The organism is Novosphingobium sp. ERW19, from assembly GCF_012641315.1.
Lineage (GTDB): Bacteria > Pseudomonadota > Alphaproteobacteria > Sphingomonadales > Sphingomonadaceae > Novosphingobium.
Map to the genome: position 1 here is coordinate 584124 of NZ_JABAIC010000001.1, position 25777 is coordinate 609900.

Below are 25777 nucleotides of genomic sequence, written 5' to 3' on the forward strand. Positions count from 1 at the left end.
CAATCGCGACTCTTTTTGCAACCGTGCTGCAGAACGGGAGTTTCCTCATTGAAACTGCTCCTGCTGCTGTGCCAAAGGCGTCGCGTGAAACGGCCCGGATTGGCGGGCAAAAGTGATTCAGGACACGCTCGATATGGCAAACGGCAGAACGCGCGATCTCGAAGGCATGCTGGTAGCGCTGGTGGGCGGCAGCGGCTTCTTCGGCACGCATCTGGCGCAGGAACTGCTTTCGCGCGGTGCCCGCCTGCGCGTGTGCAGCCGCCATCCCGAGCGCAGCTTCAAGCTTCGTCCGCTGGGTTCGCTCGGCCAGATCCAGTTCGTGGCGACCGACGTGACCAAGCCGCGCACCGTTGCGGCGGCGCTGACCGGCGTCGACGCCGTGGTGAACCTCGTCGGTGCTTTTGCCGGAGACCTTGATTCGCTGCAGGGACAGGGCGTCGGCCGCGTTGCCGAGGCTGCCGGGACGGCTGGCGCCAAGGCGTTCGTGCATGTTTCCGCACTCGGCGCCGATGCCGGTTCGGACGTGCCTTATGCCCGCACCAAGGCCGAAGGTGAGCAGGCCGCGCTGGCCGCTTTCCCGACCGCGACGATCGTCCGCCCTTCGATCCTGTTCGGCGAAGACGACAACTTCCTCAACATGTTCGGTGGCCTGATGGCCAAGCTGCCGGTGCTGCCGGTGTTCGGCCCCACTGCCAGGTTGCAGCCGGTGTTCGTCGACGATGCTGCCGAAGCCATCGGCAATGCCCTGGCCAACCCAGGCGCGCACGGCGGCAAGACTTACGAGCTGGCCGGCCCCGAAGTCATCACCATGGGCGAACTCAACCGCCGCATCGCCAATGCTGCGGATCGTACGCCGGTGCTGGTCGAACTGCCGGATGCAGTGTCGGGAGCCTTCGCTTCGCTGACGGGATGGCTGCCGGGTGCGCCGATGAGCACCGACCAGTGGAAGCTGCTCAAGGCCGGCAACGTGGCGTCGGGAACGCTGCCCGGCATCGAGGCATTGGGCGTGACGCCGCGTCCGCTCGGCCTATTCCTGGCCCGCTGGATGACGCGCTACCGCAAGTTCGGCCGCTTCGGCGTCCGCGCCAAGTCCGCCTGATCAGGTCTCGTCGGCAAAGGCTGGCAGGAACGCAGGCCCGGCCGACACCAGCCGCACCGGGCAATCCAGATCGGCCAGCATCTGCGCCGTCGATGTCCGGTTGGTGACCATTGCCCAGTCCCGAGTAACATCCCAGAGGCCGCAGGACACTTCCTCGACAGCTGTCAGAAGGGCGAGCGGTGCAACCTCGCACACCGCCAACCCTTCCCCGGCAAATGCTGTCTCGGCAAAACCCAACGCCGATGCCAGCCGCGCCTTGAGCGGAACGTCATCGATCATGGCCTGACGATGGGCGGCAAGCACCACGCGCGCCGGGCTGTCGGGCGGTTCACCATCGCGCTCAAGCACCGGCAGATCATCGTGCCAAGCTTCGGGCGGGCACTTCCGGCGCGCGGGCTCCACCGCTTCAAAGGGACGACTTTCAAGCGGATAGATGCGGCAGATGCGAGGACGGGCTTCATAGTTGCCGCAGCGCATGTCCGGCAGCAGGTGCGGACAGGCCCCCTCGTGCCGCGCCACCAGCCTGAGATTGATCCGGAATGGAACATCCCCGACGCGAACGGCGAAGCTGGTAGCCTTTCGCCACGCCATCACCGCATCGTCGGCGGGGCCATCGTCAGGCCAGGGCCAGGCTTCGGTCAGCAGGTCAACCTGATGACCTCTGCCAGCCCAGGCGCACGCTTCGGCGACCGACAGCGTCAACCTGAGGTCATGGCAGCAGCGCCCGCATTGCGTGCATTCGAAGTGCAGATCCATGCCGTCATTAGAGCCGGGCCCGCTCCACCCGCAAAGCGCAGAACCCGCAGGAATGGAGCATTCCAAATAAGCCAAAAGCCCCGGCCACAACGGACCGGGGCTTGGACGGCGGTGGCAGGCGATGGAGGGATTGAGGGCGCCTGCACCGCTTGAGATCGCTTGTCAGATCAGAAGCGAACGCCGACCGTGACGTTCCACGTGCGCGGATCGCCGTAGTAGACGGTCTGGATGTTGCCGACCGAGCTGAATTCCTGACCGTCGGTCTTGTACAGCGTGTTGCCCACGTTCTTGACCGCGCCGCGCAGGTAGAACTTGTCGAAGTCGACCTGGGCATAGAGGTTGCCGATCAGGTAGCCGTCTTCGGTCAGGCCCGGGCGGTTGTCGACCGAAAGGTACTGCTTGTCGACGAAGCGGACGTCACCGCCCAGCGTCAGCGAAGCATCGCCCAGCGAGACGCGGTATTCACCGCCAGCACGCAGGGTGAGCGGCGGCGCGAAGGCCGGCCGGCAAGTGATCTGCGCCCCCGTCGGGTTGCAGCTGAACGCAGCGCCACCGGCAGGCGGCAAGCGGCGCGGATCATCGAAGCGCTTGTAGTCGGCATCGAGGTAGCCGACCGAGGCGAACAGGGTCAGAGGCGTTACCGGCCGGACCGAGATGTCGAACTCGAAACCCTGGATGCGCAACTTGCCAGCGTTGAGCACCGGGAAGCTGCCGCCAAGGCCGACATTGGTGCCGTTGCCGACACGGGCCTGGAAGTTGTTGTAGTCCGTGTAGAACGCCGCTGCCGAGATATTGACGCGGCCATCGAGGAAAGTGCCCTTGGCCCCCGCCTCATAGGACCAGACCGTTTCGGGTTCGAAGTTCGGCACCACCGTCGTCACGCCGTTGCGCGTAACCGAGATGTCCCCGTTCGAGTTGACGCGACCGTTGAAGCCACCCGCCTTGAAGCCGCGGCTGGCCGAGGCATAGAGCAGTGTGTCCGGGGTCGGCTTGTAGGAAAGGCTGACCATCGGCGTCCACGCGTCATAACTCACGTCGTCGTCGCCAGTGAAGGGCGCGGGCAGGTTGTCGGGGAAGCAGTAACGGATGTTGTTGAGCAGCCCGAGCGTCGAGGCAGTGACCGTGCAGCGGTTGTAGGTCTTCTTCTCGTGCGTATAGCGCAGGCCAGCAGTCATCGAGAGCTGCTCGGTGAAGTCGTAGGTCAGCTGGCCGAAGGCGGCGTAGCTCTTGGTAACCTGCTTGTCGTCGATCGTGCGGAGGAACGTGATCGGCGCGCCGTTGAAGGCAAACAGGCCGTCGGCGTAGGCTTCCTGGTGCGAGCTCACGTTCTCGTTGAGGTAGTAGAGCCCGAACACGCCCTTGAGCTTGTCGGAATCGTACTTGAGCTGCAGTTCCTGGCTGAAGTGGTTCTGGCGAACGCCCACGAACACGTCGCCCAGTTCGAACTGCGTGGCGTCAATGTCGATGAAGAAGTCGGTCTTGAGCTTGCGATAGGCGGTGATCGAGGTCAGCTGGAAGCTGTCGCTGAGATCCACGTTGATCGTGCCCGAAACGCCCCAGTGGTCCAGCTTCTGGCCCTGATCCGGGGCAAGGCTGGTCGATGCCTTGTAGTCATAGGGGCCATAGGGATTTGCAGGAGCAAGCACGACGCCGCCCCGGACAAAGTCGGTCTGGATCAACGGTGCGGTCAGATAACCAAGCGTGGCCGCGTTGCGCTGGCGGGTGTAATCGCCCGAGATCAGCATTTCGACCGTATCGGTCGGCTTGGCCCGCAGGATGGCGCGGCCGGACAGGTTGTTCCGGTCATTGTACTTCCGGCCGGTGCGCGGGTCGGTGACGATACCGTCGCGGTCGTCATAGACCCCGGCGAGCGAGAGGGCGAGCTTGTCGGTGACCAGCGGGGCCGAAACATAACCCTTCGCCGTCACTTCATCGAAACGACCATAGGTGAACGCAGCCTCGCCCTTGACGGTATCGAGATCGGGCTTCTTCGACACGACGTTGACCGCGCCGCCGATGGTGTTCTTGCCATAGAGCGTGCCTTGCGGCCCGCGCAGCACTTCGACCCGTTCGACATCGAACAGGTTGAGCAGCGCACCCTGGATACGGCTGAGGTAGACGCCATCGACATAGACGCCGACTGCGGGGTCGAACGTCTGCAGTGCATCGGGCTGGCCGATGCCGCGAATGTAGAAGTTGGCGCTGCTCGCAGAACCACGGCCCTGCACGATGTTCACGTTCGGGATCGCGCCCTGAATGCCCGAAAGGTCCTTGGCGCCGGCACGCTCAAGCGCATCCGTGTTCAGCGCCGAGATTGCGATTGGCACGTCGAGCAGACGCTCCTCGCGGCGGCGGGCAATCACGGTGATCTCGTTGCCGGTAGCGATCTCCGAGGCATCTTCAGCAGCAGGCGTTTCCTGCGCGAAGGCGGGCATGGCGGGCACGGCGAACAGTGCAACTGTGGCGGCCAAGGCGGCGCGCGTGGAAATTCGGGTCATCAGACAGGCTCCCTCTCGCGGACTGCTCCGTCCGCTCGCCAGCCTTGATATTGAAAGTTGAACCACCTTTCAACTTCTCGTTGTGAGATTGCCGGTTTGTCGCTACGGATCGTGGCGAAACGGCAACACGCGCTGTGGGGTGGGCGGTTGCGGGGAGAAGCGCACATGGCGCAGACAAGCGCTGCAAGTCCGGGAAAGGTGCCACGCACCGCGCGAGGGCGCGAAACCTTGCGTAAGTTGCTCGATGCGGCAGCAGCCGAGTTTGGCGAGCGCGGCTTTCACGAAGCCTCGATCAGCGGCATCACGCGGCGCGCGGGAACGGCACTGGGCAGCTTCTATACCTATTTCGATTCGAAGGACGCGATCTTCACCGCCCTTGTGCGCGACATGTCGGCCCGGGTGGCAACGACCGCCGCCGCCGCTGTCAGCGAAGGCGCCACCGGCTTGCAGCGTGAACGCGAAGCCCTCGTCGGGTTCCTGCACTTTGCGCGCGAGCACAAGGAAATCTACCGGATCATCGACGAGGCCGAGTTCGCCGACCCGCAAAGCTACCGCGCCCACTACGAAGGCACGGCAACGCGCATCGCCGCGCGCCTTGCCGAGGGCGCGGCGTCCGGCACGCTGCGCCATGGGGAGCAGGACGTGCGGGCGTGGGCCATCATGGGCATGAACGTCTTCCTCGGCCTGCGCTTCGGCGTCTGGGACGACAGCCGTCCGGTGGAAGAGATCGCGGAAGTGGCCGCAGACCTGCTGGGCGAAGGGCTCAACGCACGGTCGCGGTAAGGAATGGTGAGCCCTGCTGGGTTCGAACCAGCGACCTACTGATTAAAAGTCAGTTGCTCTACCGACTGAGCTAAGGGCCCGCCATGGCTGCGCAAGTGAAGCGCGAGGCGTGGCGCGTCACCTAGGGGGCGGGGACGAGCGGGTCAAGCCTTTGGCGAGGCGACGGTGCAACTGCTGCACCGTCAGTCCGGTGATCGGATCGCGCCAGTCACTGGCTATGCGCGCCGCCGGGCCGAGCACGAAGTCGCGCTTGCGGAATTCTGGATGCGGGATCATCAGGTTCTCGTCCGCCCAGCACCCGCCGGACCACATGACAATGTCGAGATCGAGCGTGCGCGACCGCCAGCGCTGGCCTTGGCGGCGGCGTCCGAACAGGGTTTCCACCGCCTGCAACTCGTCCAGCAAGGCGCGGGGTTCAAGGTCTGTCGAGACCAGCGCGGCGCCGTTGCAATAGACGCGCTGCGACGGCCCGATTGGCCGGCTGCGGATCGTCGGGGACACCGCATCGATCCTGCACTTGCGCCGCCCGACTTCATGCAGTGCCGCCCACAGGATCGCCGATGGGTTGCCATGGCGGGGGTGGCGCTGGTTCGAGCCGAGCGCGACGATGTAGCGATGCAGCGTCAGATGTCTTCTGCCAGCCGCCCGTAAAGCTGCGGGCGGCGATCGCGGAAGAAGCCCATGCCGGCGCGGTGCGTTGCGGCGCGCTTCAGGTCGATCGTCGCGTGAAGCACGCCGGTTTCGCCTGCGCCGAACTCGGCGAGGTAATCGCCCCATTCATCAGAGATGAAGCTGTGGCCGTAGAAGCGCTGGCCACCTTCCATACCGATGCGATTGGCTGCGATCACCGGCATGCAGTTCGACACGGAATGACCGATCATCGCGCGGCGCCACATGCGGCTGGTGTCGAGATCGGCGTCATAGGGTTCGCTGCCAATGGCAGTGGGGTAGAACAGCAGCTCTGCCCCCATCAGCGCCATGGCGCGGGCGCATTCGGGATACCACTGGTCCCAGCACACCCCCACGCCGATGCGTGTGCCGAACACGTCCCAAACCTTGAAGCCGGTGTTGCCGGGCCGGAAATAGTACTTTTCTTCGTAGCCGGGGCCGTCCGGGATGTGGCTCTTGCGATACATGCCCATGACTTCGCCGTCAGGGCCGATCATCGCCAGCGTATTGTAATAGTGATGCCCGTCCCGCTCGAAGAAGCTGGTGGGAATGGCAATGCCGTGGGCTTTGGCGAGCTTCTTCATCTCGCGCACCGACGGGTCCGCGTCGAGCGGGTAGGCCATCGAGAACAGGGCCTCGTCCTCGACCTTGCAGAAGTAGGGCCCGGCGAAGAGTTCGGGCGGCAGCACGATCTGCGCGCCGCCACGCGCGGCCTCTTCAACCAGCGCGGCAGTGGCGGCGATGTTCTCGGCCTCGCCCCCGGGAAGGGCGAGTTGCAGGGCGGCGACGGAGATTTCGGTCATGGGAGGGACCTAAGGCCCCTGCCCTCGCAATTCAACCGTCGCCGGGCTCCAATTCAGGGGCGCTTGCGGAACAGCAGCGTCATGCGGTCGCTCTCGCCGATGGCCTGCAGCTTCGCCTTGGTCGCATCGTCGGGCTTGCCGGCAAGCTGTGGCGGCAGGGTCCATACGCCATCGGGCCAGTTTGCCGGGTCCTTGGGGTTGGCGTTGGCCTCGCTCTTGCCGACATAGGTGAAGCCGTTCACTTCCATGAACTTGATCACATCGGCCTCGCGCAGGTAGCCCTTGGAACCGTCGGTGAAGGAATAGGGCGCGTCTGGCTTGGCACGGTGCTGTTCGATGCCGATCATGCCATCGGGCTTGAGCAGTTCGCGCATCTGCTTGATCTCGTGCGCAGCAAGGTTCCAGCGCAGCAGGTTGTGCATCATGCGCATGACAAGGATGCGATCGAACGTGCCCTTCTCACCGTCAGGCAGCACGTCGAGCGTGAACGCGGAGAAGCGCTCCGCGGGCTGGCCCGACCATTCGGCCACTTCCGCCGGATACTTGGCGGCGCCTTCGCGAATGCCCGCCTTCATCTTGTCGCCAAAGGCGCTGGCAGTGGGGTCAAAGTAGAGGCCGACCAGCTTGCCCTTGGGCCCGAGGTAGAGCCCGAGCAGGCGCGAGTACCAGCCGCCGCCCGGAGCATATTCCCCCACCTTCATCGTCGGCGAGACCTGGAAGAAGCTCAGCGTCTCGGCAGGCTTGCGATAGACGTCGCGCGCACGGTCCTTCTCGCGCAACGGATCGGCAACGGCGGCGGCCAGCGCAGGATCGACCTTTGCAGCAGCGGTCTGCGCAGTCTCGGCCATTACCGGAGTGGCGAGGCTGCTTCCCGCAACGAGTGCGAGCAGGGCAAGGCTGATTCGACGCATGTGGGGATTCTCCTTCGGGCCGATGACAAGCGGGGGTGGCATGCTTATCTCTCACGCAATTCAGGAGAATATAGCGCATGAGCGAACAAGCAACGGCCATCCTCGCAGGTGGATGCTTCTGGTGCACCGAGGCAGTCTTCCGCGACGTGATCGGTGTGACGAATGTCGAGAGCGGCTACATCGGCGGTACGGTCGACAACCCGACCTACAAGCAGGTCTGTTCGGGGACTACCGGGCATGCGGAAGCTATCCGCGTGACGTTCAGTCCCGAAACGATCAGCCTCGACCAGATCCTCGACATTTTCCTCGCCACGCACGATCCAACGCAACTGAACCGCCAGGGCAACGACGTGGGCACGCAGTACCGTTCGGCGATGTTCCCGGCGGACGAGGAGCAGAAGACAGCGATGGAAGCGGCCATCGCGCGCGCCCAGCCCGATTGGCCAAAGCCCATCGTCACCACGATCGAACCGATGGCGACATGGTATCCTGCCGAGGACTATCACCAAGAGTACTGGGAAGGCGAAGGCCAGCGCAATCCCTACTGCCTTGCCGTTATACCGCCCAAGCTGATGAAGCTGCGCAAAAGCTTCGCGAACAAGGTGAAGGCCTAGGCTGCCAAGGCCGCCAGCGTAATCCGCCGGTAGATTCGCTGGAGGACTGCAAGGTCTTCCAGCGCAACGGCCTCGTCCTTCTTGTGCATCGTGGCGTTGCACAGGCCGAACTCCACGACCGGGCATACGGCGCGCAGGAAGCGCGCGTCCGAGGTGCCGCCGCTGGTCGAAAGTTCGGGATCGAGGCCGGTCTCGGCCTGCACCGCCTCGGCAATCAGCGTGGAATAGTCGCCGGGCAAGGTGATGAAGCTCTCGCCCGAAATCACCGCACGCACCTCGCCCTTGTGGCGGCGTGCCACTTCCTCGACCATGGCGACCAGCCTGGCGCCGGTATGGCGGTCGTTGAAGCGGATCGAGATGCGCGCGCGCGCCTCGGCGGGGATGACGTTGGTGGCCTTGTTGCCCACCTCAAGGTCGGTGATCTCGAGATTCGATGGCTGGAACCACTCCGTGCCCTCGTCGAGCACCAGCGCATCAAGATCGGCGAGCAGCGCGACCAGGCGCGGGATCGGATTGTCGGCGAGGTGCGGATAGGCGACGTGACCCTGCGCGCCCTTGCAGGTGATCCACATATTGACCGAACCGCGACGGCCGATCTTCACCATGTCACCCAGGCGGTTGACCGAGGTCGGCTCGCCCACCAGGCACAGGTCGGGCTCGGCCTTCATCTCGCGGATCAGCTCGATCAGGGGCACGGTGCCGAAGCGCGCCGGGCCTTCCTCGTCGCCGGTGATGATGAAGCTGAGCGTTCCCGCCTCGACCGGCACTTCGGCGGCAGCAGCAACCATCGAGGCGATCGAACCTTTCATGTCCACCGCACCGCGTCCGTAAAGCAATTCGCCGCGGCGTTCTGCCTTGAACGGGCCGGACGTCCAACCCTCGCCCGGTGGAACGACGTCGAGATGCCCGGCAAAGGCGAAGTGGCGCGAGCCTTCGGGGCCGCGCCGAATCGCGAACATGTTCTCGACCGGGCCGTCGGGCGCTTCACCGGCAACGAAGCGATGGATTGCGAAGCCCAGCGGTTCGAGCATGGCCTGCAGGCAATCGAACACCGCGCCGGTCGCGGGGGTAACGCTCTCGCAGTCGATCAGACGTTCGGCGAGGATCACGGGATCGAGCGACATCAGCGTGCGGGCTCCTCAAACTGCTCGATGGTCCAGCCCTCGTTCTCTGCGGCTTCGATCCACTGCTGCATCCAATCGTGCGTCCAGACCGCTTCCATGTAGGTCATGGCAAAGCCCGGCACGGGCACGCCATAGGTCATGAAGCGCGAGACGACGGGGGCATAGATGATGTCGGCGGCGCAGAACGTGCCGAACAGGAACGGCCCGCCCTTCCCAAACCGGGCGCGGGCCTCGGCCCAGAGCGAGAGGATGCGCACGATGTCGGCGCGAACTTCGGCGCTGATCTCCACGCCTTCGACGCGCTTGCGGATGTTCATCGGCAGACTGCGGCGCAGCGGCAGATAGCTGGAGTGCATTTCGGCGACCATCGAGCGCGCCATGGCGCGCGCGGTCTCGTCCTTGGGCCAGAAGCGATCGCGCCCGACCTTGTCGGCAAGGTAATCGATGATCGCGAGGCTGTCCCACACCACGGGTGCGTCCTCGCCATCGCCATCCCAAAGGATCGGCACCTTGCCCGAAGATGGTGCAAGTTCGTCGGTCCGGCGCGCTTCGTCCCAGTCCTCGCCATAGAGCGGGACGGTGATTTCCTCGAAGTGCAGGCCGGATTGCTTGCACGCCAGCCAGCCCCGCAGCGACCAGCTGGAGTAGTTCTTGTTGCCGATGATCAGCTTCATCGTGTTCGCCCTGTTACGCCTGCGAGCCGCGTAGCCGTTCAGGTTCGCTGTGTCGACCGTGAACGGGTTTACACGGTTTACACAGTTCAAGGCGTGTATCGTCTCGATCCCGCGAAGTGCTTCGTGGAGGCGATATTCGGTCAGCAATGCGGGCGCGGTCACGGCCTCGCGCAGGGCATCAGCGAGGGAGTGGCGGGCGGGGAGGAGAGGATCGCGGTAGGGCATGGCGCGAAGGCTGCGTCATGCGCGCGGCTGTAGGACAGCGCTTATCGCTCCGTAATGGCGGAGTGTTGGAAATGGTCGGCGGTTTTCGCCGCTTGCCCACCCCCGCCCCCTCCCGCTTGCGGGAGGGGAGATTGCGTTAGCGCCCTGCCGCCTGCGGGAGGGGAGAACAGGCGCTTGTCTGTCATTCAGAAAAAGTGGTTATTAAATTAACGAGTCCTGCAGCACAGCGGCGCGCAGTTCCTCGATGCCCATCTTCTTTTCGGAAGAGGTGACGAGCACTTCGGGATAGGCCGCCGTGCGCTTGCGCGCTGCGGCGATGGTCTCGGCCGTGACGGCCTCAAGTTCGCTGGCCTTGATCTTGTCGGCCTTGGTCAGCACGACGCGATAGCCGACGCCCGCTTCATCGAGCATCTGCATCATGTCCTCGTCCACCGGCTTCACGCCGTGGCGGCTGTCAATCAGCAGCAGCGTGCGCTTCAGCACGACGCGTCCGCGCAGGAAATCGCGGACCAGCCGGCGCCACTGCTCGACCACCTTGGGCGGAGCCTTGGCGAAGCCATAGCCGGGCATGTCGACCAGGCGCAGGCGGGTCGGCTCGCCCACTTCGAAGTAGTTCAACTCCTGCGTGCGCCCCGGCGTGACCGAGGTGCGCGCGATGGACTTGCGCCCGGTCAGCGCGTTGAGCAGCGACGACTTGCCCACATTCGAACGGCCGGCAAAGGCGATCTCGGGCACGTCCGGATCGGGCAGGTGCTTGAGCGCAGGGGCCGACTTGAGGAACTCGACGCGCCCCGCAAAGAGGAGGCGCGCCTGTTCGATCAGTTCGGCGCGGGCAGCTTGTTCTTCAGGTGTCACCGCGTCTTCGGCTTCCGGTTGGCAGCAGGCTTCTGCTCACGCGCGACCGAGCGATCGACATCGAGCTGGTCCTTGTCGGCCTGGGCCTTCAACTGCGGGTGCTTGCTGTAGAGGTACTTCTGCTGCGCGATGGTCAGGATGTTCGAGGTGATCCAGTAGATCAGCAGGCCGGCCGCGAACGGCGCCATCACGAACATCATCATCCACGGCATGATCGCGAAGACCTGCTGCTGTGCCGGGTCCATCGCCGTCGGCTGCAGCTTGAACTGTGCCCACATGGTGATGCCCAGCAGGATCGCCAGCACGCCAATCGCAAGGAAGCTCGGCGGCGTGAACGGCAGCAGGCCGAACAGGTTGAGGACGTGCAACGGATCGGGCGCGGACAAGTCCTTGATCCACAGCGCGAACGGCTGGTGACGCATTTCGATGGCCAGCGTCAGCACCTTGTACAGCGCGAAGAACACCGGGATCTGCAGGAACATGGGAAGGCAGCCGGCAAGCGGATTGACCTTCTCTGTCTTGTACAGCTCCATGATCTTCTGCTGCTGGGTCTGCTTGTCGTCCTTGTAGCGTTCTTGCAGCGCCTTCATCTTGGGCTGCAGCGCGCGCATGGCCGCCATCGAGGCGAACTGGCGCTGGGCGATCGGGAACATCACGCCGCGCACGATCAGCGTCAGCAGGATGATTGCCACGCCGAAGTTCTTGACCAGCTTGAACAGCGAATCGAGCAGCCAGAAGATCGGCTTTTCGAACCAGCGGAACCAGCCCCAGTCGATAGCCAGGCTGAAGTTGGTGACGCCGGTCGCTTCGTACTTTTCGAGGACCGAGTTTTCCTTGGCGCCGGCAAACAGGCGGACGGTCTGGCTCTGTGCCTTGCCCGGCGCGATGGACACGCCGGGATAGATCAGGTCCGCGCGGAACACGTTGTTGCCGAGCGAGCGCACCGCACCTTCAGCCTTGGCACCGGTATCGGGAATCAGCGCCGACAGCCAGTAGATGTCGGTAAAGCCGATCCAGTTGGTCGTGCCCTTGAGCGGGATCACCTGCCCCGGCGCTTCGGTTACGGTGGAATAGTTGTTGTCAAAGTTGACCGAGCCATCCAGCGCCGCAATCGGCCCCGAATGCAGCTGCCAGGTATCGAGGCTGGCCGTCTTGTCGGTACGGTTGACCAGGGCGAACGGCTTGACCACGACCGGCGCGGCGCCGGTGTTGGCGACGCTCTGCGTTGCGGTGATCATGTAGTCGGCGTCGATCGAATACTTGATCGCGAAGGTCTGGCCAGTGGTGTTGCTCCAGCGCAGCGTGACCGGGGTCTGCGGCGTCAGCCTTGCGCCCTCCGCCGTCCACACCGTGTTGGCGTCGGGCGTGGCGACGCCTTCGCCGACCCAGCCGATCTGGGCATAATGCTGCGCGGGCGTGCCAGCGGGCGAGAACAGGCGCACCGGCGGGCTATTCTTGTCAACGCTTTCACGGTGACGGACCAGCGTCACGTCATCGACCAGCGCACCCTTGAGGTTGATCGAGCCCTTGAGGCCCGGCGCGTCGATGACGACGCGGTTGCCTGCGGCGAGTTCGGCGCGCAGGTCCTTCTTTTCCAGCGCGATGTCGGCCGCGTTCTGCAGGCCGCCTTCGCGCGTTGCCTTGGGCTTGGTGCCGTCAGTGCTGGCAGGCGCGGTTGCTGCAGCTTGCGGCTTTGCTGGCGGCGCCGGGTAGAACCAGCGCATGGCCGCTTCCCAGCCGATCAGCAGCAGACCCGTCAGGATCACTGCCATTATGACGTTGCGCTGATTCTGCACCGTGTTCGCGTCCTAGATCTTGAAGTCGTGTGGGGGTGAGGAGACTTGGCTAAGGTACGGGATCATAGCCGTGCCCACCCCAGGGATGGCAGCGCAATAGCCGCTTCGCCGCGAGCCAGCCACCCTTAATCGCGCCATGCTTTTCCAGCGCCTCGATCGCATATTGCGAACACGAAGGGCTGTAGCGGCATGAAGGCGGGAGCACGCGGGAGGGGCCGAGCTGCCAGCCGCGGGCGATGAGGATGAGCAGGCGCTTCACTTGCCCCTGCCCGGATTGACACGGGCGCCGCCGCGCTTGCGGGGCGGGTCGCCCTTGCCCTGCGCGGCGCGGGACAGCGCTACGGCCAGCTCTTCGCGCAGCAGGGCGAAATCGCGCTCCACCCCGCCTTCGCGGCCGATCATCACGTGGTCAGCGCCGGCAATGCCGGCATCGGGCAGGGCCTCGCGCAGCAGGGCGCGGAAGCGGCGCTTCATCCGGTTGCGGACGACCGCGTTGCCGATCTTCTTGGTGACGGTGACGCCGAAGCGGAGGTCGGCCTCGTCAGCGGGCACCACGTCGCGGTTCACCAACAGCACGAATCCGGGCCTTGCGACCCGGATCCCGCGATTGGCAGCAACGAAGTCTGCCCGTTTCCGGATGGTGGCGATTCGGGTCATCCCCGCCTTCGCCGGAACCGGAATTAAACTGTCAGACTCAGGCAGACAGCTTCTTGCGGCCACGCGCACGGCGGGCGGCAAGAACCTTGCGACCACCGACAGTGGCGGTGCGGGCGCGGAAGCCGTGGCGGCGGGCACGCACGAGGTTGCTGGGCTGGAAAGTGCGCTTCATGGCTTTTCTCTTCTATATCGAATCTGTGGACAGGCACTTGCCGCAGGGCAAAGCGCCGGAATCAGGGGGTGGCCGATAGGCGACAAGGCGATTTGCGTCAACCCTGCAGGCAAAGGCGCAGGCGCTTCAATATGTTGCCCAGTGTGAAGACGTTGCTGATGCAAGCCTTAGGGTCTAGGCCCCCCTGATGAACAGGGAAACCGAATCCCTCCTCAAGGAGATGAGGCTGCACTGGTGGCAACGCGCCCCGCGAATCCCGACGCTGGCGCTGTTTGCCGTCGTCGCGCTGGCGCTGATCGGCACGTTCTCGCTGATCATCGCCACGGTCGAGGTTGAACGCACCCAGCGCCAGCAGGCGGCCCGCACCAGCGGCATCATCGCTTCGCTCGACGAGATCGTGCGCGCGACGATGAGCGGCGAGACCGGCCAGCGCGGCTACTTCATCACCAGCGACACCCGCTATCTCGAACCCTACCGCGAAGGCCAGGGCCGCTACGCCGCCGGCATGCGGGCATTGCGCGACCGCATGGGGCCAGACCTGCCGGCAGAGCAGGCCAATCTCGTGGCCGAGATCGCGCGGCTGGGCGATGCCAAGTGGGCCGAGATGGCGGGCGTGGTCGACCTCGTCGAACATCGCCGCATTCCCGATGCCCATGCGCGCCTCCTGTCAGACGAAGGCCAGCTTGCCATGAACGGGTTGCGCAAGGCCGTGGCCCGGCTGGAGGATATCGAGCGCGTGCGCCTCGATCAGGCGGCGCAGCGTGCGGCCAATGCCGAGGCGCGCATCCTGCCCTCGCTGGCTGCGCTGTTCGTGGTGATCGTCTGCGCACTGGCGCTGGGACTGTGGCAGGCGATTCGCAAGGCCGAGGCCGAGGCCCTGGCCGAAGGCGCCGCCGCCATCGCCGAAGCGCGCGACCGCGCCGACCTGCTCGCCAAGGAGCTCAACCATCGGGTCAAGAACCTGTTCGCGGTGATCCTCGCCATTGTGAAGATGAGCGCGCGGGGTGATGCTGCTGCCGCCCCGGCGGTTGATCGCATCGCCAAGCGCATCCACGCGCTCGTCACCGCGCACGAGGTTACGCAAGGGTCGGGCAAGGACCAGACGGTCGACCTGGCCGAGCTGATCGGCAAGGTCATCGCGCCATATCGCTCATCAAGCGAGCGCTGCGAACTGGACGGCGGCACGGTGAATCTGCCGGGGCGGCATGCGGTGCCGCTTGGCCTTGTCCTGCACGAGTTGGCGACCAATGCCGTGAAATACGGCGCCTGGTCCGCGCCCGGCGGCCTGCTGCGCATCCGCTGGGAGCGCGAGGACACGCGCGCCAAGGTGATCTGGGAAGAGATTGCCGCCGGGGAAGCGACGGCGCCGACAGAGCAAGGCCGCGAAGGCTTCGGCTCGGCGCTGATCCGTTCGTCAGAACGCCAGCTGGGCGGCACCATCGTCCGCCGCTTCGCAGAGCGCGGCATCGTCGTGGAGATGGACTTCACGCTGGAAGGCGGAGAGGCCTGAACCTCTCCGCCCGCGTTGCCGTCAGCCGTGCTTGGATTCGCGCAAGGGCGTGACCATGCCCGGAGTGATGAAGCCCAGCGGCCCCGGATTCATCGCGCGCTTCTTGAGCTCGCCCTTCATCCGGCCGTACTCTTCCTCCATCTGCTCGGTCACCGTTGCGCGTGACGCCTCCAGCGCACTGGCGAAGTCCTCAGCCGTGACCTGATCGACATTGCCGCCCGCGCGGCGAATGGCGTTCAGGCCAGCGCGGCGCACCACGTCTTCGAGATCGGCACCGGTAAAGCGCTCGGTCGCCTGTGCGATCCGCCCGAGGTCCACATCGCCTGCCAGCGGCATGTTGCGGGTGTGGATGCCAAGGATGTGCTCGCGGCCCGCGACGCTCGGCGTGCCGACGTATATCAGCTCGTCGAAGCGGCCGGGGCGCAGCAGCGCCGGGTCGACCAGGTTCGGCCGGTTGGTCGCACCGATCAGCACCACCGACTGCAGTTCCTCCAGCCCGTCCATTTCGGCAAGGATGGTGTTGACCACCCGCGCCGTCACGTTCGGTTCGCCCTGCCCGCTGCCGCGTGCAGGGACGAGGCTGTCGATCTCGTCGATGAACACCACGCAGGGCGCGACCTGACGGGCGCGGGCGAAGAGGCGGGCGATCTGCTGCTCGCTCTCGCCGTACCACTTTGACAGCAGGTCGGACGACTTGATCGCGATGAAGTTGGCTTCTGCCTCCTTCGCCACGGCCTTGGCCAGCAGGGTCTTGCCGGTGCCGGGCGGACCATAGAGCAGGAAGCCCTTGGCCGGACGAATGCCGAGGCGGTGGAAGGCCTCGGGATTCTTGAGCGGCAGTTCGACGCCCTCGCGCAGCTTGTCCTGCGCATCATCGAGCCCGCCGATGTCCGCCCAGCCGATGGTCGGCGCCTGCACCATGACTTCGCGCATCGCCGATGGCTGCACGCGCTTAAGCGCCTGCAGGAAATCGTCGCGCTCCACGCGCAGGTTGTCGAGCACGTCCTGCGGGATCGTCTGCTGCTCGAAATCGAGCTGCGGCATGATCCGGCGCACCGCCTCGATCGCCGCCTCGCGCGACAGGGCGGCAAGGTCGGCGCCGACAAAGCCGTGCGTCGTGCGGGCCAGTTCCTGCAGATCGACATCCTCGGCCAGCGGCATGCCGCGGGTATGGATGCCGATGATCTCGCGGCGACCACTTTCGTCGGGCACGCCGACGACGATCTCGCGGTCGAACCGGCCGGGACGGCGCAGCGCCTCGTCAATCGCGTCGGGGCGATTGGTTGCAGCGATCACGACGAGGTTGGAGCGGCTATGCAGCCCGTCCATCAGCGTCAGCAGCTGGGCGACCAGACGCTTCTCCGCCTCGCCATGAACCTCGCTGCGCTTGGGCGCGATCGAGTCGATCTCGTCGATGAAGACAATGGACGGCGCGTTGCGGGTCGCCTCCTCGAACACCTCGCGCAGGCGCTTCTCGCTCTCGCCATAGGCCGAACCCATGATTTCGGGACCGTTGATGGTGAAGAACGAGGCGTCGCTTTCGTTGGCAACGGCGCGGGCAAGCCGCGTCTTGCCGGTGCCCGGCGGGCCATGCAGCAACACGCCCTTGGGCGGATCGACGCCGAGACGCGTGAACAGTTCGGGATAGCGCAGCGGCAGCTCGACCATCTCGCGCAGCTGGCGGATGGTATCGCCCATGCCACCAACGTCGTCATAGTTGACGTCGGCGCGGCTCGAACGCGGCTCCTCATATTCGGGCCGCAGTTCGACTTCGGTGTTCTCGTCGATGTGGACCACGCCCTTGGGGCTGGTCGAGACCACGGTCAGGCGGATCTGGGTCAGCGCGAAGGCAGGCGCATTGAGCATCTGGCGCAGCTGTGGCGGCATGTCGGTGCGGTTGACCTGCTGCTGCCCGGCCGTCGCCACCAGATCGCCGGTCACCAGCGGACGCCCGGCAAAGTTGCGCTTCAACGCCACGGCCGGTCCTTGCAGGCGCAGTTCCTTTTGCGCGGGCGCGAAGACCACACGCTGCGCAGGCCGCGAATCGATCTTGCGCACTTCCACGTGCTCACCCGAGCCGACATCGGCATTGGCGCGCTGGAGGCCATCGAGGCGGATCAGTTCCAGACCCTCGTCCTCGGGATAGGGCTGGATAACCCGCGCCGCGGTGGCGCGCTTGCCGACGATCTCGATAACGTCGCCTTCGGTCACGCCCAGCTGCGACATCACGTGCCGACTGATGCGGGCAATGCCGTGGCCGCTTTCTTCCTGACGAGCACCCGCAACCTGAAGGCGCACGGTGCGCGCATCGGTCCGGGCTTCGGTTGCCGCATCTGCCATGAGCTTTTTGAAATCCCCTTGAGCTATCGACAAGTTCCGATGTGGGAACCGGCGATCAGGATTTCAAACGCGGGAGGGCTGCGAAGGTTGCGAGATGCGTGGAGCCGCCCGGAATGCGGGCAAAAAAAGACCCGGCAGTTGCCCGCCGGGTCGGAAAGTTTTGGGAGAGGATGCCTGAAAGGCATGATCTGTATGCATTGCACACGAGAATTGTGCAATTGCGAAATGGTCTGATTTGGTTGCAGTTTTTGCAATTTACTCGATAAGCTGCTGTTTAGAGGGGATTTTGCAGTCGTTACATACGCAACGATACCGGATCGTTCCGTTCGCAATTGTTTGCACCCGTGCCTGGCGAATCTCGGTTGTGCAGCGCACAAGCGCAATTTGGATAGGTTCAGCGCGCGCAGCCGCGCTGAGTGTCATTGCCGAGTCGCCGGATCACGGTGAGGGGATAGACTGTGTCCGACATGCCGTCGGAGCATGACCCGGCACTGACTTCAAGCACCAGCGCCTTTCCGCCAACCTCGCCTGAAAGTATCGCCTTTCCGGCAACATCCTGGCGCTTCACCGGCACGGTCAGGCCTTCGGGCTGCTCGGGCGTCGACCATGAGAGCTTGTCAGCTTCAACCCGCGCAGACCAGAACGGCTCGGTACCAAGAGCACGAAAAGAAGGTGGAACCGGCGCCGGAGCCGCAGCCGCAGCTTCGGTGGCCACGAGCGCAGGCGGCTCTGCAGGGGCTGTGGTTTCAGAATTGGCTGCGACTGCACTTTCACTCGCCGCGCTGGTCGGTCCGCTTGCCCGCTGCGGGGAGCAGGCACCAAGCGACATAGTGACCAGCAGGGCGAGCGCGGGCAGCGAGCGGGTGGTTTTCATGTCCGCACTCTGGCCCGCACTCAGGCCGCGGCGCAACCGCGGCCCAATCGTCAATGCGCCAGCAGCAGCGGTATCTGCGACCGGTCGAGCATATCGCGCGACACGCCGCCCATCAGCAGTTCGCGAAGGCGGCTATGTCCGAACAGGCCCATGACGACGAGACCGGCCCCGAGACTGCGAGCGCATTCCTCGATCGTGAACGCGATCGAGCCGTTGCGCTCCTGTTCGTGCACTTCGGCATGGATTCCGTGGCGCGAAAGATAGCAGGCCGCATCGACCGCCGGGAAAGTGTCATCCTTCTCCCGCACGGTGAGGATGTGCACAGACTTTGCCATGGCCAGGAACGGCAAGGCTGCGCGCAGGGCGTTGGCGGATTCGTGCCCGCCGTCCCAGGCGATGAGCGCCGGTGCCGCAAAATCGAGCATTGGCACTCCGCGCGGCACCGCCAGCACGGGGCTGCGCACGCCAAGCACCAGTTCCTCGATGCTCGGATCGTCGAGAGTGGCCACGATCAGGTCGGCAAAGCGCGCGGCGGCAGCGGCGGCTTCCACCCGGCCATTGTCGTCGATGGTGACATCGAAGGCCACGTCTTGCGGGGCCAGCCGCGCATCGAGCTCGCGCGCAAAGGCCTCGTCGGCCTCGCGCGCCTCGTTGATTGCGGCAGCGGAAATGGCGGCACCGCCGAACGGCTCCCACGCCGCCATCTGCGCGAACGGAGTCGCGATCGCGAAGGTGACGTGCCCTCCGGTCTCGCGGGCCAGCGCCAGCGCGGTTTCAACGCGGTCGTTCAGGGTTTCGGACTTTTCGACGGGGCAAAGAATGGAGCGCATCGGGATCCTCCTGTCCTTCAATGGAAAAAGCCTGCCGCCGCCGCTGCCAGGATACGATGATCCACATCAAAATGGAGGAAAAATCCGATGGTCTTGTTCGATTTCACCGATCGGTTAAGGCTGCTCCGGCATTAAGGGAGGCAGGATGGCTTACACAGCGGTGATTTTCGATTTCGGCGGAGTGATCACCTCCTCCCCGTTCGAGGCGTTCAACCGGCTTGAAGCGGAACGGGGCCTGCCGCAGGACTTCGTCCGCTCCGTCAACGCCCGCAACGGCGATACCAATGCCTGGGCGTTGTTCGAACGCGCCGAGATCGACAGCGCCGAGTTCGACCGTCGCTTTGCCGAGGAAGCCCGCGCGCTTGGCCATGAACTCGACGGCGCGTCCGTCCTCGCCGTGCTGGCAGGCGCGGTGCGTCCGGCGATGGTGTCGGCGCTCGACCGGCTGAAGGCAGAAGGCTTTCGGCTGGGCTGCATCACCAACAACGTGCCCGCAGGCCATGGCGCCGGAATGGCCCGCAGCGCCGATGCACATGATGAGCTGGAGCAGATCTTCGCCCGCTTCGAACACGTCATCGAAAGCAGCAAGGCCGGCGTGCGCAAGCCCGACCCGCGCATCTACCTGATGATGTGCGAAGCGCTCGGCCTTGCGCCGGCGCAATGCGTCTACCTCGACGACCTCGGCATCAACTGCAAACCGGCCGCCGCACTGGGGATGCAGGCGATCAAGGTGACAAGTGGCGAACAGGCGCTGGCCGATCTCGGGCAGGTTCTCGGCCTTTCCTTTTGAGGCGCAGCGCGGCTAGGTTGAAGGCATGACACCCGTAGAACTCAAGGCCCTCGTCCGCACCGTGCCGGACTTTCCCGCACCCGGCATCCTGTTCCGCGACATCACCACGCTGATCTCGCATGGCGCCGGGCTTGCCGCCAGCATCGGCCACCTGGCGCGGATGGCGCAGGACGCAGGGGCCGAGGCCATCGCCGGGATGGAAGCGCGCGGCTTCATCTTCGGCGCCGCAGTGGCCGCGCACATGGGCCTCGGTTTCGTGCCGGTGCGCAAGCCCGGCAAGCTCCCGGTCGAGACCATCGGCATCGACTACGCGCTGGAATACGGCCGCGACCGCCTCGAAATAGACCCCACTGCCATTGCGCAAGGCCAGCGCGTGGTCATCATCGACGACCTGATCGCCACCGGCGGCACCGCCCTTGCCGCCGCGGAACTGCTGCGCACGGCAGGCGCGCACGTCACTCACGCGCTGTTCGTGATAGACCTCCCCGACCTCCACGGCGCCGCCCGCCTGCGCGACAATGGGCTGACAGTAGAGGCGCTGATGGACTTCCCGGGGCACTGAAGCGCCCCGGAAGCGCAACTCACTCCACCAGCATCAGCGCATCGAGTGCGACAACGCCTTCACCCATGGGATGCAGGATCACCGGGTTGAGGTCGATCTCGCGGATCGAGGGTTCGGCGCGCAGGACTTGGCCGACCTTGACGATCAGTGCAGCGAGCGCGGGCACATCCAAAGCGGGCGAGCCACGGTAGCCGCTGAGCAGCGCGGCGCTCTTGAGCTTCATCAGTTCGGCCTCGACCGCCGCTTGCGTCAGGTCGGCGGTCAGCAGGCGCACGTCTTGCAGGATTTCCGCGGTCACGCCGCCGAAGCCTGCGAGCACGACCGGGCCCCATTCGGGATCGTTCTTTGCGCCGACGATCATCTCCATGCCGCGCTTGCCCATCGCTTCGATCAGCACGCCTTCCAGGCGGATCGACGCGGAATAGGCGGCGACATTGGCGTGGATGCGGTCCCATGCCTCGCGCACCGCAGCGGCATCGGCGAGGTTGAGGATCACGCCGCCGGCATCGCTCTTGTGGCCGAGGGCTGCCGCCTGCGCCTTCATCGCCACCGGATAGCCCACGGCATCGGCAGCCGCGACCGCGGCATCGGCGCTGTCGGCAAAGCCGCCCTTGGGGAAGCTCACGCCCAGCGGACCGAGCAGTTCCTTGGACTTGTATTCCGGGATCACGCCATGAACATCGGCGAGGCCGGGCAGTGGCGTTGGGGCAAGATCGTTGGCGGAGAGGTCCTGCGCGGACCAGTGCGTCAACCGGGTCACGGCACGCAGTGCGCGCTCGGTGGTGGGGAACCACGGAATGCCTGCCGCCCGCAGCGCGGCGATGCGCTCGGCCGGGACCTCGGCGCCTTCGTCGAGCCCAGCGAAGATCACCGGCTTGTTGAGCGTGCGGCCCTCGACCGCGGCAAGGATCGGCGGGAACTTGATCTTGCAGGTGATGGGTTCGGCCTGGATGATCCCGGCGAAGACCGTACCGACGCGGTCGTCGTCAAGCAGCGCCTCGATGCAGCGGGTGTAGATCGCGGGCTCCGAAAGCCCCTGCGCGGTGATGTCGAGCGGGTTGGAGACCGGCACGAACGGCGGCAGCGCGGCGCGCAATAGCGGCGAATCGTCGTCGTGCAGATCGGCCAGCGGCAGGTCGAGCTCTTCGGCGAGGTCGAGCGTCAGCGCCTTGAACGCGCCGGATTCGCCCAGCACCGCCGTCTTGCCCGAAGGCAGCGCCGCACAACGCACCGCGATCTCGGCAATGTCGCCCAGCTCTTCGAGCGTCTCGGCAAAGATCACGCCGGCGCGTGCGACCATGGCCCGCATCAGCTTGTAGTCGCCCGCCATGGCGCCGGTGTGCGTGGCGGCCGATTCGCGTGCCGCACTCGACTTGCCGGGGTGCAGCAGCACCACCGGCTTGCCCGCAGCCTTTGCCCGCCGCGCCGCCGCAAGGAACGCCTGCGGCTTGCGGAACTGTTCGACGATCATGGCGATCACGTGCGTGTCGTCCTGATCGACCAGCCAGTCGACGTAATCCTCGACCCCGCTCGCCGCCTCGTTCCCGGTCGAGACCGAGTAGGACACGCCCGCATCCCGCGCGAGCAGCATCGTGCCCAGCACAGCCGCCATCGCGCCCGATTGCGAGACGATGCCGATCGCCCGCTTGCCCGCCGGCGGCACGGCGTTGGTTTCGACGAAGGTCAGCGGAATGCGATCGACATAGTTGACGAGGCCCAGGCAGTTCGGCCCTTCGACGACCATGCCCGCCTCATGCGCGATACGCGCAATTTCGCGCTGTTCGGCAAGGCCTTCCTCGCCGCCCTCGGCAAAGCCCGCGGAGAAGATCACCACGCCGCCGCACTTGCGCGCCGCCAGACCCTTAACCGCATCGAGCACGCCCGCGCGCGGGATCGCCAGCACGGCCACGTCCACGCCTTCGGGCAGCGCATCGACCGAAGCGTAGCAGCGCTTGCCCATGATCTCGTCGCGCTTGGGGTTCACCGGATAGACCGCGCCGGCATAGCCGTTGCGGTCGAGGTTGGTCAGCAGCGTCGCGCCAAGCGCGCCGGGCTTGTCCGATGCGCCAACGACGGCAACGGACTTCGGGCGCAGGAAACGATCAAGCGCAGCGTGGGCCAACGCACTTTGGGACAGACTCGCAACAACGGCCATGGCATCCTCCGATTTCGCTATGCGCTATAACAATTATCGGAAGGACGGCAAGTGGGCTGCTTCAGGCTTGCACGACCCTTTGGTGCAGGACGCCGAACGGGGCGCGGCCCGAAGCGTCGACCGCTTCCATCCGCACGGTATCGCCAAAGGCCATGAATGCGGTCTTCGGTTCGCCCTCGTCCAGCACTTCGATCCCGCGCCGCTCGGCAATGCAGGACGAGCCGATCTCGCGGAAGTTTGCGTTGGAGACCGTGCCCGATCCGATCACCGTGCCCGCCACCAGATCGCGCGTGCGCGCCGCGTGGGCGACGAGTTCATGGAAGCCATAGCCCATGGCGTGGCCATTGGCCGCGCCGAAGCGCTTGTCGTTCCAGTCAACCAGCAGGTCGAGGCAGACACGCCCGTCCTTCCATGCATCGCCGAGGTCATCGGGCGTCACGGCAAAAGGCGCCATCGCGCAGGCCGGCTTGGCGCCGACCCAGCCGAAGCCGGTTTTCATTTCCGGCCCGGCGAGCGTGCGCAGCGACCAGTCGTTGATCTGCACGACAAGGCGGATGTGCTTCATCGCTTCGGCAGCACTCGTGCCCATTGGCACTGCATCGACGATCACGCCGAACTCGCCCTCGAAATCGATGCCGAGATCGGTCGACGGGAAGCGCGCTTCCGTGCCGGTGGCCATGAAGGTATCGGACATGCCTTGGTACATCAGCGGCACGTCGGTCTTGGGCTTGGTGATGCCGAGCACCGCGTCCATCAGGTCGCCGTGGCTCTGGAACGCCGAACCATCCAGCCACTGCCACGCACGCGGCAGCGGCGCGAGGAGCTTGGCCTCGCCCAGTGTTTCGGGAAATTCGGCGATGGCCTGCAATGCCGGAGCGAGTGCTTCCCAGCCCTCGACCAGTTCCTGCAATGTGGTAGCGGGAGCATAGGCGAAGGCATCGCCCTGTTGCGAGACGACGATCAGCCGCCCGTCACGAGTACCGTTGTCGATTGTGGCAAGGCGCATGTCATTCTCCCGATGCTGTCTTGCCTGACGCCTAGTCCGCGCGTGGCGAGACAGCAAAGGAATGGTATTTATTGCCCGGTATCCACGCCGTGAATGCATCGTGCCTTATTGGCGATTGCTCTCAAACGCTGGCAAACCAGATCACGTGCTTTGCGCCCTTGCCATTGGTCCGCGCGCGCACTTCCACTTCATCGACATTGAACCCTGCCGCCTTGAGACGCTGGGTAAAATTGGCATCCTTAGCCGCCGACCAGATCGCCAGCACGCCGCCGGGGCGCAGGGCGTCCATCGCAGTGCGCAACCCGCGCATCGTGTAGAGCCGGTTGTTCTTGGTGCGCACCAGCCCGTCCGGCCCGTTATCGACATCAAGCAGGATCGCATCATATCCGGTGCCGCCCACCGACAGCGCATTGGCGGAGATAACGTCGGCCACGTCGGACATGACCAGCCGCACGCGCGGATCGTCGAGGCAGCCGGCTTCGAGCTCTGCCATCGGGCCCTTGGCCCACTGGATGATCTCGGGCACCAGCTCGGCCACGGTCACGTGCGCGTCGGCCGGCAGCTTCTCCAGCGCGGCGCGCAAGGTGAAGCCCATGCCATAGCCGCCAATCAGCATCGCGGGCCGCTGGCCCTTGGCGATCCGGGCGATGCTCTGCACCGCCAGCGCGATCTCCGAACCGTTCTGCCGCGTGCTCATCAGTTCGTTGTGGCCGAGCACGATCATGAAATCGCGGTCGTGCTTGTAGAGCTTGAGCTCTTCGCCATCGGGCACCGGCGCGGTGCCGAGAAGTTCGCGTGCTATCATGCCCGTGCCCTAGACCCTGTTTCGGTCTGGTGGAAGCGTCGTCATCGGGTCAGGAAGTCCGCTGGCAAGGCGTGGCGCGCAGCAGGGGCTGGTTGCCCCCTGCAAGTGACGCAACGCTGTCCAGCGGAGTTCCTGACTCGACCCCGCAGGGGCTCGGGAACCGCAGCCACAAGGCGCACGTTGCCTGATCCGACGGATTCGGAGAACGACGATGCGCAAACTGATGCTCATGGCCGGTGTCGCCGCCCTCGCGGCCAGCGTCCCGGCCCTCGCCCAGGGCAATGGGAACGGCAACGGAAACGGCAAGGGCGGCGGCAACCATGGCGGCGGGCCGGCCAAAGCCGAGAAAATGGATCGCGGCGGCCAGAAAGGCCCCAACAAGGCCAAGGGTCCCGACAAGCGCGCCGAGATGCGCCCCGACAAACCCCGCGGTAACGACGCGCGGCAGACGCCGCAGCAGGCCATGCGCGGCAACGATGACAAGAACCCCGGCAAGGGCCCGGACCGCGACAACGGTGCGAAGGGCCTCGACAAGGTCGAACGTCAGGCCAGCCGTGGCCTTGAAGATCGGGTTGATCGCGTCGAGCGCCGGGACGACCGCAACGTCGTCCGCGTGGCGAGCCGCCAGTGGCAGGACGGCCGCTATCGTTACGACGACAGCCGCTTCCTGATTCCGGTTGCGAGTGATTGCCCTCCCGGCCTTGCCAAGAAGAACAACGGCTGCCTGCCTCCCGGCCAGGCTCGCCAGATTCAGGCCCCGCGTAGTTGGGGAGACTGGTATCCGGTGCGCTACCTCGGCAATGATTACGATTGGCGCTACGGCAACGGTTATATGTACCGCGTGGGCGATGGCGGGTTGGTTTCGGGCCTCGTGCCCCTGCTCGGCGGCGCCCTGTTTGGCGGGCAGGTCTGGCCGACGCAGTACAACGACTATGCCGTGCCCAGCTATTACGACCGCTATTACGGCTTCCGCGACGGCTATGACTATCGCTACGCGCAGAACGCGATCTTCGAGGTCAATCCGCAGTCCAACGTGATCGAAGGCATTGCCGCCCTGCTGACGGGTGATCCGTGGGCAGTGGGCCAGCCGATGCCCGCAGGCTATGACTTCTACAACGTCCCGCCTGACTGGCGCGGCCGCTACGCAGACACGCCCGACAGCTGGTATCGCTACAGCGACGGTTATGTCTACGAAGTCGACCCGACCACACAGCTGGTCCGCGCCGTGATCGAACTGATCGCCTGACCTGCACTCGAAGACAAAAGGGG

Annotated in this window: 25 protein-coding genes and 1 tRNA gene; 7 read left to right on the forward strand and 19 right to left on the reverse strand. The window is 65.2% G+C overall.

The genetic code is table 11. The features are described 5' to 3' along the window. Positions 1 to 133: 133 nt before the first annotated feature. Positions 134 to 1099 carry a complex I NDUFA9 subunit family protein gene (locus HGI46_RS02955; RefSeq protein WP_168903011.1) on the forward strand — a complete coding sequence of 322 codons (966 nt, stop codon included), beginning with the start codon at positions 134 to 136 and terminating at the stop codon, positions 1097 to 1099. Here the strand turns inward: HGI46_RS02955 and HGI46_RS02960 are convergent, their stop codons facing one another. Together HGI46_RS02960 and HGI46_RS02965 are read right to left on the reverse strand one after the other, a co-directional pair. Next, complete coding sequence (locus HGI46_RS02960) at positions 1100 to 1855, reverse strand: YkgJ family cysteine cluster protein (protein ID WP_206065486.1); 756 nt, start codon at positions 1853 to 1855, stop codon at positions 1100 to 1102. 167 nt (positions 1856 to 2022) lie between these two features. After that, positions 2023 to 4353, reverse strand: a complete 2331-nt coding sequence (locus HGI46_RS02965; RefSeq protein ID WP_168903013.1) for a TonB-dependent receptor — start codon at positions 4351 to 4353, stop codon at positions 2023 to 2025. 165 nt (positions 4354 to 4518) lie between these two features. On the opposite strand from HGI46_RS02965, the gene HGI46_RS02970 reads away from it, so the two are divergent. Continuing rightward, complete coding sequence (locus HGI46_RS02970) at positions 4519 to 5136, forward strand: TetR/AcrR family transcriptional regulator (RefSeq protein WP_168903014.1); 618 nt, start codon at positions 4519 to 4521, stop codon at positions 5134 to 5136. A gap of 4 nt (positions 5137 to 5140) precedes the next feature. On the opposite strand, the gene HGI46_RS02975 is transcribed toward HGI46_RS02970, so the two are convergent. The 4 genes from HGI46_RS02975 to HGI46_RS02990 all read right to left on the reverse strand — a co-directional run bounded on the left by HGI46_RS02975 (position 5141) and on the right by HGI46_RS02990 (position 7519). Beyond that, a tRNA-Lys gene (locus tag HGI46_RS02975) sits at positions 5141 to 5216 on the reverse strand. A gap of 37 nt (positions 5217 to 5253) precedes the next feature. Then, positions 5254 to 5763, reverse strand: a complete 510-nt coding sequence (folK, locus tag HGI46_RS02980; protein ID WP_168903126.1) for a 2-amino-4-hydroxy-6-hydroxymethyldihydropteridine diphosphokinase — start codon at positions 5761 to 5763, stop codon at positions 5254 to 5256. Then, the gene (aguB, locus tag HGI46_RS02985; RefSeq protein WP_168903015.1) at positions 5760 to 6608 is read right to left on the reverse strand and encodes an N-carbamoylputrescine amidase; all 849 of its coding nucleotides are present in this window, start codon (positions 6606 to 6608) and stop codon (positions 5760 to 5762) included. Before aguB ends, folK begins: the two co-directional genes overlap by 4 nt. A gap of 53 nt (positions 6609 to 6661) precedes the next feature. Beyond that, on the reverse strand, positions 6662 to 7519 hold the full coding sequence (locus tag HGI46_RS02990; protein ID WP_118074543.1) for a class I SAM-dependent methyltransferase: 858 nt from the start codon (positions 7517 to 7519) through the stop codon (positions 6662 to 6664). A 77-nt stretch (positions 7520 to 7596) separates the two neighbouring features. On the opposite strand from HGI46_RS02990, the gene msrA reads away from it, so the two are divergent. Beyond that, the gene (gene msrA, locus HGI46_RS02995) at positions 7597 to 8133 is read left to right on the forward strand and encodes a peptide-methionine (S)-S-oxide reductase MsrA (protein WP_168903016.1); all 537 of its coding nucleotides are present in this window, start codon (positions 7597 to 7599) and stop codon (positions 8131 to 8133) included. On the opposite strand, the gene dapE is transcribed toward msrA, so the two are convergent. From dapE to rpmH, 7 genes are all read right to left on the reverse strand, one after another. After that, the gene (dapE, locus tag HGI46_RS03000; RefSeq protein ID WP_118072450.1) at positions 8130 to 9257 is read right to left on the reverse strand and encodes a succinyl-diaminopimelate desuccinylase; all 1128 of its coding nucleotides are present in this window, start codon (positions 9255 to 9257) and stop codon (positions 8130 to 8132) included. The two genes, msrA and dapE, sit on opposite strands and share 4 nt — an antisense overlap. Next, on the reverse strand, positions 9257 to 9931 hold the full coding sequence (locus HGI46_RS03005; RefSeq protein ID WP_118074544.1) for a glutathione S-transferase family protein: 675 nt from the start codon (positions 9929 to 9931) through the stop codon (positions 9257 to 9259). Before HGI46_RS03005 ends, dapE begins: the two co-directional genes overlap by 1 nt. A gap of 426 nt (positions 9932 to 10357) precedes the next feature. Next, the gene (gene yihA / locus HGI46_RS03010) at positions 10358 to 11011 is read right to left on the reverse strand and encodes a ribosome biogenesis GTP-binding protein YihA/YsxC (protein WP_062347524.1); all 654 of its coding nucleotides are present in this window, start codon (positions 11009 to 11011) and stop codon (positions 10358 to 10360) included. Then, positions 11008 to 12807: a membrane protein insertase YidC gene (gene yidC, locus HGI46_RS03015; RefSeq protein WP_168903017.1), complete on the reverse strand. Its 1800-nt coding sequence runs from the start codon at positions 12805 to 12807 to the stop codon at positions 11008 to 11010. Before yidC ends, yihA begins: the two co-directional genes overlap by 4 nt. Before the next feature lie 49 nt (positions 12808 to 12856). Continuing rightward, complete coding sequence (gene yidD, locus HGI46_RS03020; protein ID WP_084278662.1) at positions 12857 to 13066, reverse strand: membrane protein insertion efficiency factor YidD; 210 nt, start codon at positions 13064 to 13066, stop codon at positions 12857 to 12859. After that, positions 13063 to 13464 (reverse strand): ribonuclease P protein component, encoded by a 402-nt coding sequence (gene rnpA / locus HGI46_RS03025; RefSeq protein WP_118072453.1) that lies wholly within the window; start codon positions 13462 to 13464, stop codon positions 13063 to 13065. The genes yidD and rnpA overlap by 4 nt, the downstream gene beginning before the upstream one ends. Before the next feature lie 37 nt (positions 13465 to 13501). Beyond that, the gene (gene rpmH, locus HGI46_RS03030; RefSeq protein ID WP_039336437.1) at positions 13502 to 13636 is read right to left on the reverse strand and encodes a 50S ribosomal protein L34; all 135 of its coding nucleotides are present in this window, start codon (positions 13634 to 13636) and stop codon (positions 13502 to 13504) included. A 187-nt stretch (positions 13637 to 13823) separates the two neighbouring features. Between rpmH and HGI46_RS03035 the strand changes: the two genes are divergently transcribed. Continuing rightward, on the forward strand, positions 13824 to 15146 hold the full coding sequence (locus HGI46_RS03035; RefSeq protein WP_168903018.1) for a CHASE3 domain-containing protein: 1323 nt from the start codon (positions 13824 to 13826) through the stop codon (positions 15144 to 15146). Between the two features lie 21 nt (positions 15147 to 15167). Here the strand turns inward: HGI46_RS03035 and HGI46_RS03040 are convergent, their stop codons facing one another. The 3 genes from HGI46_RS03040 to HGI46_RS03050 form a co-directional block, all read right to left on the reverse strand. Then, entirely contained in the window at positions 15168 to 17486 is a 2319-nt protein-coding gene (locus HGI46_RS03040) for a CDC48 family AAA ATPase (protein ID WP_168903019.1), read from the reverse strand. A 394-nt stretch (positions 17487 to 17880) separates the two neighbouring features. Further along, positions 17881 to 18360, reverse strand: coding sequence for a hypothetical protein (locus HGI46_RS03045; protein WP_168903020.1), 480 nt, complete (start codon positions 18358 to 18360; stop codon positions 17881 to 17883). Positions 18361 to 18410: 50 nt separating this feature from the next. Beyond that, positions 18411 to 19190 (reverse strand): universal stress protein, encoded by a 780-nt coding sequence (locus HGI46_RS03050; protein ID WP_168903021.1) that lies wholly within the window; start codon positions 19188 to 19190, stop codon positions 18411 to 18413. A gap of 145 nt (positions 19191 to 19335) precedes the next feature. Here HGI46_RS03050 and HGI46_RS03055 point away from each other — a divergent pair, with 145 nt between their 5' ends. Together HGI46_RS03055 and HGI46_RS03060 are read left to right on the forward strand one after the other, a co-directional pair. After that, a complete protein-coding gene (locus HGI46_RS03055) occupies positions 19336 to 19980 on the forward strand; it encodes an HAD-IA family hydrolase (protein ID WP_168903022.1) in 645 nt (214 codons plus the stop codon). 25 nt (positions 19981 to 20005) lie between these two features. Further along, positions 20006 to 20542: an adenine phosphoribosyltransferase gene (locus HGI46_RS03060; RefSeq protein ID WP_168903023.1), complete on the forward strand. Its 537-nt coding sequence runs from the start codon at positions 20006 to 20008 to the stop codon at positions 20540 to 20542. A gap of 19 nt (positions 20543 to 20561) precedes the next feature. Here HGI46_RS03060 and HGI46_RS03065 read toward each other — a convergent pair whose 3' ends face one another. From HGI46_RS03065 to HGI46_RS03075, 3 genes are all read right to left on the reverse strand, one after another. Next, entirely contained in the window at positions 20562 to 22697 is a 2136-nt protein-coding gene (locus HGI46_RS03065; RefSeq protein ID WP_168903024.1) for an acetate--CoA ligase family protein, read from the reverse strand. Positions 22698 to 22758: 61 nt separating this feature from the next. Continuing rightward, positions 22759 to 23703 (reverse strand): fumarylacetoacetate hydrolase family protein, encoded by a 945-nt coding sequence (locus tag HGI46_RS03070; protein WP_168903025.1) that lies wholly within the window; start codon positions 23701 to 23703, stop codon positions 22759 to 22761. A 121-nt stretch (positions 23704 to 23824) separates the two neighbouring features. Further along, positions 23825 to 24508, reverse strand: a complete 684-nt coding sequence (locus tag HGI46_RS03075; protein WP_168903026.1) for a spermidine synthase — start codon at positions 24506 to 24508, stop codon at positions 23825 to 23827. 211 nt (positions 24509 to 24719) lie between these two features. Here HGI46_RS03075 and HGI46_RS03080 point away from each other — a divergent pair, with 211 nt between their 5' ends. After that, positions 24720 to 25754 carry a hypothetical protein gene (locus HGI46_RS03080; protein ID WP_168903027.1) on the forward strand — a complete coding sequence of 345 codons (1035 nt, stop codon included), beginning with the start codon at positions 24720 to 24722 and terminating at the stop codon, positions 25752 to 25754. The last annotated feature ends 23 nt before the right edge of the window (positions 25755 to 25777 follow it).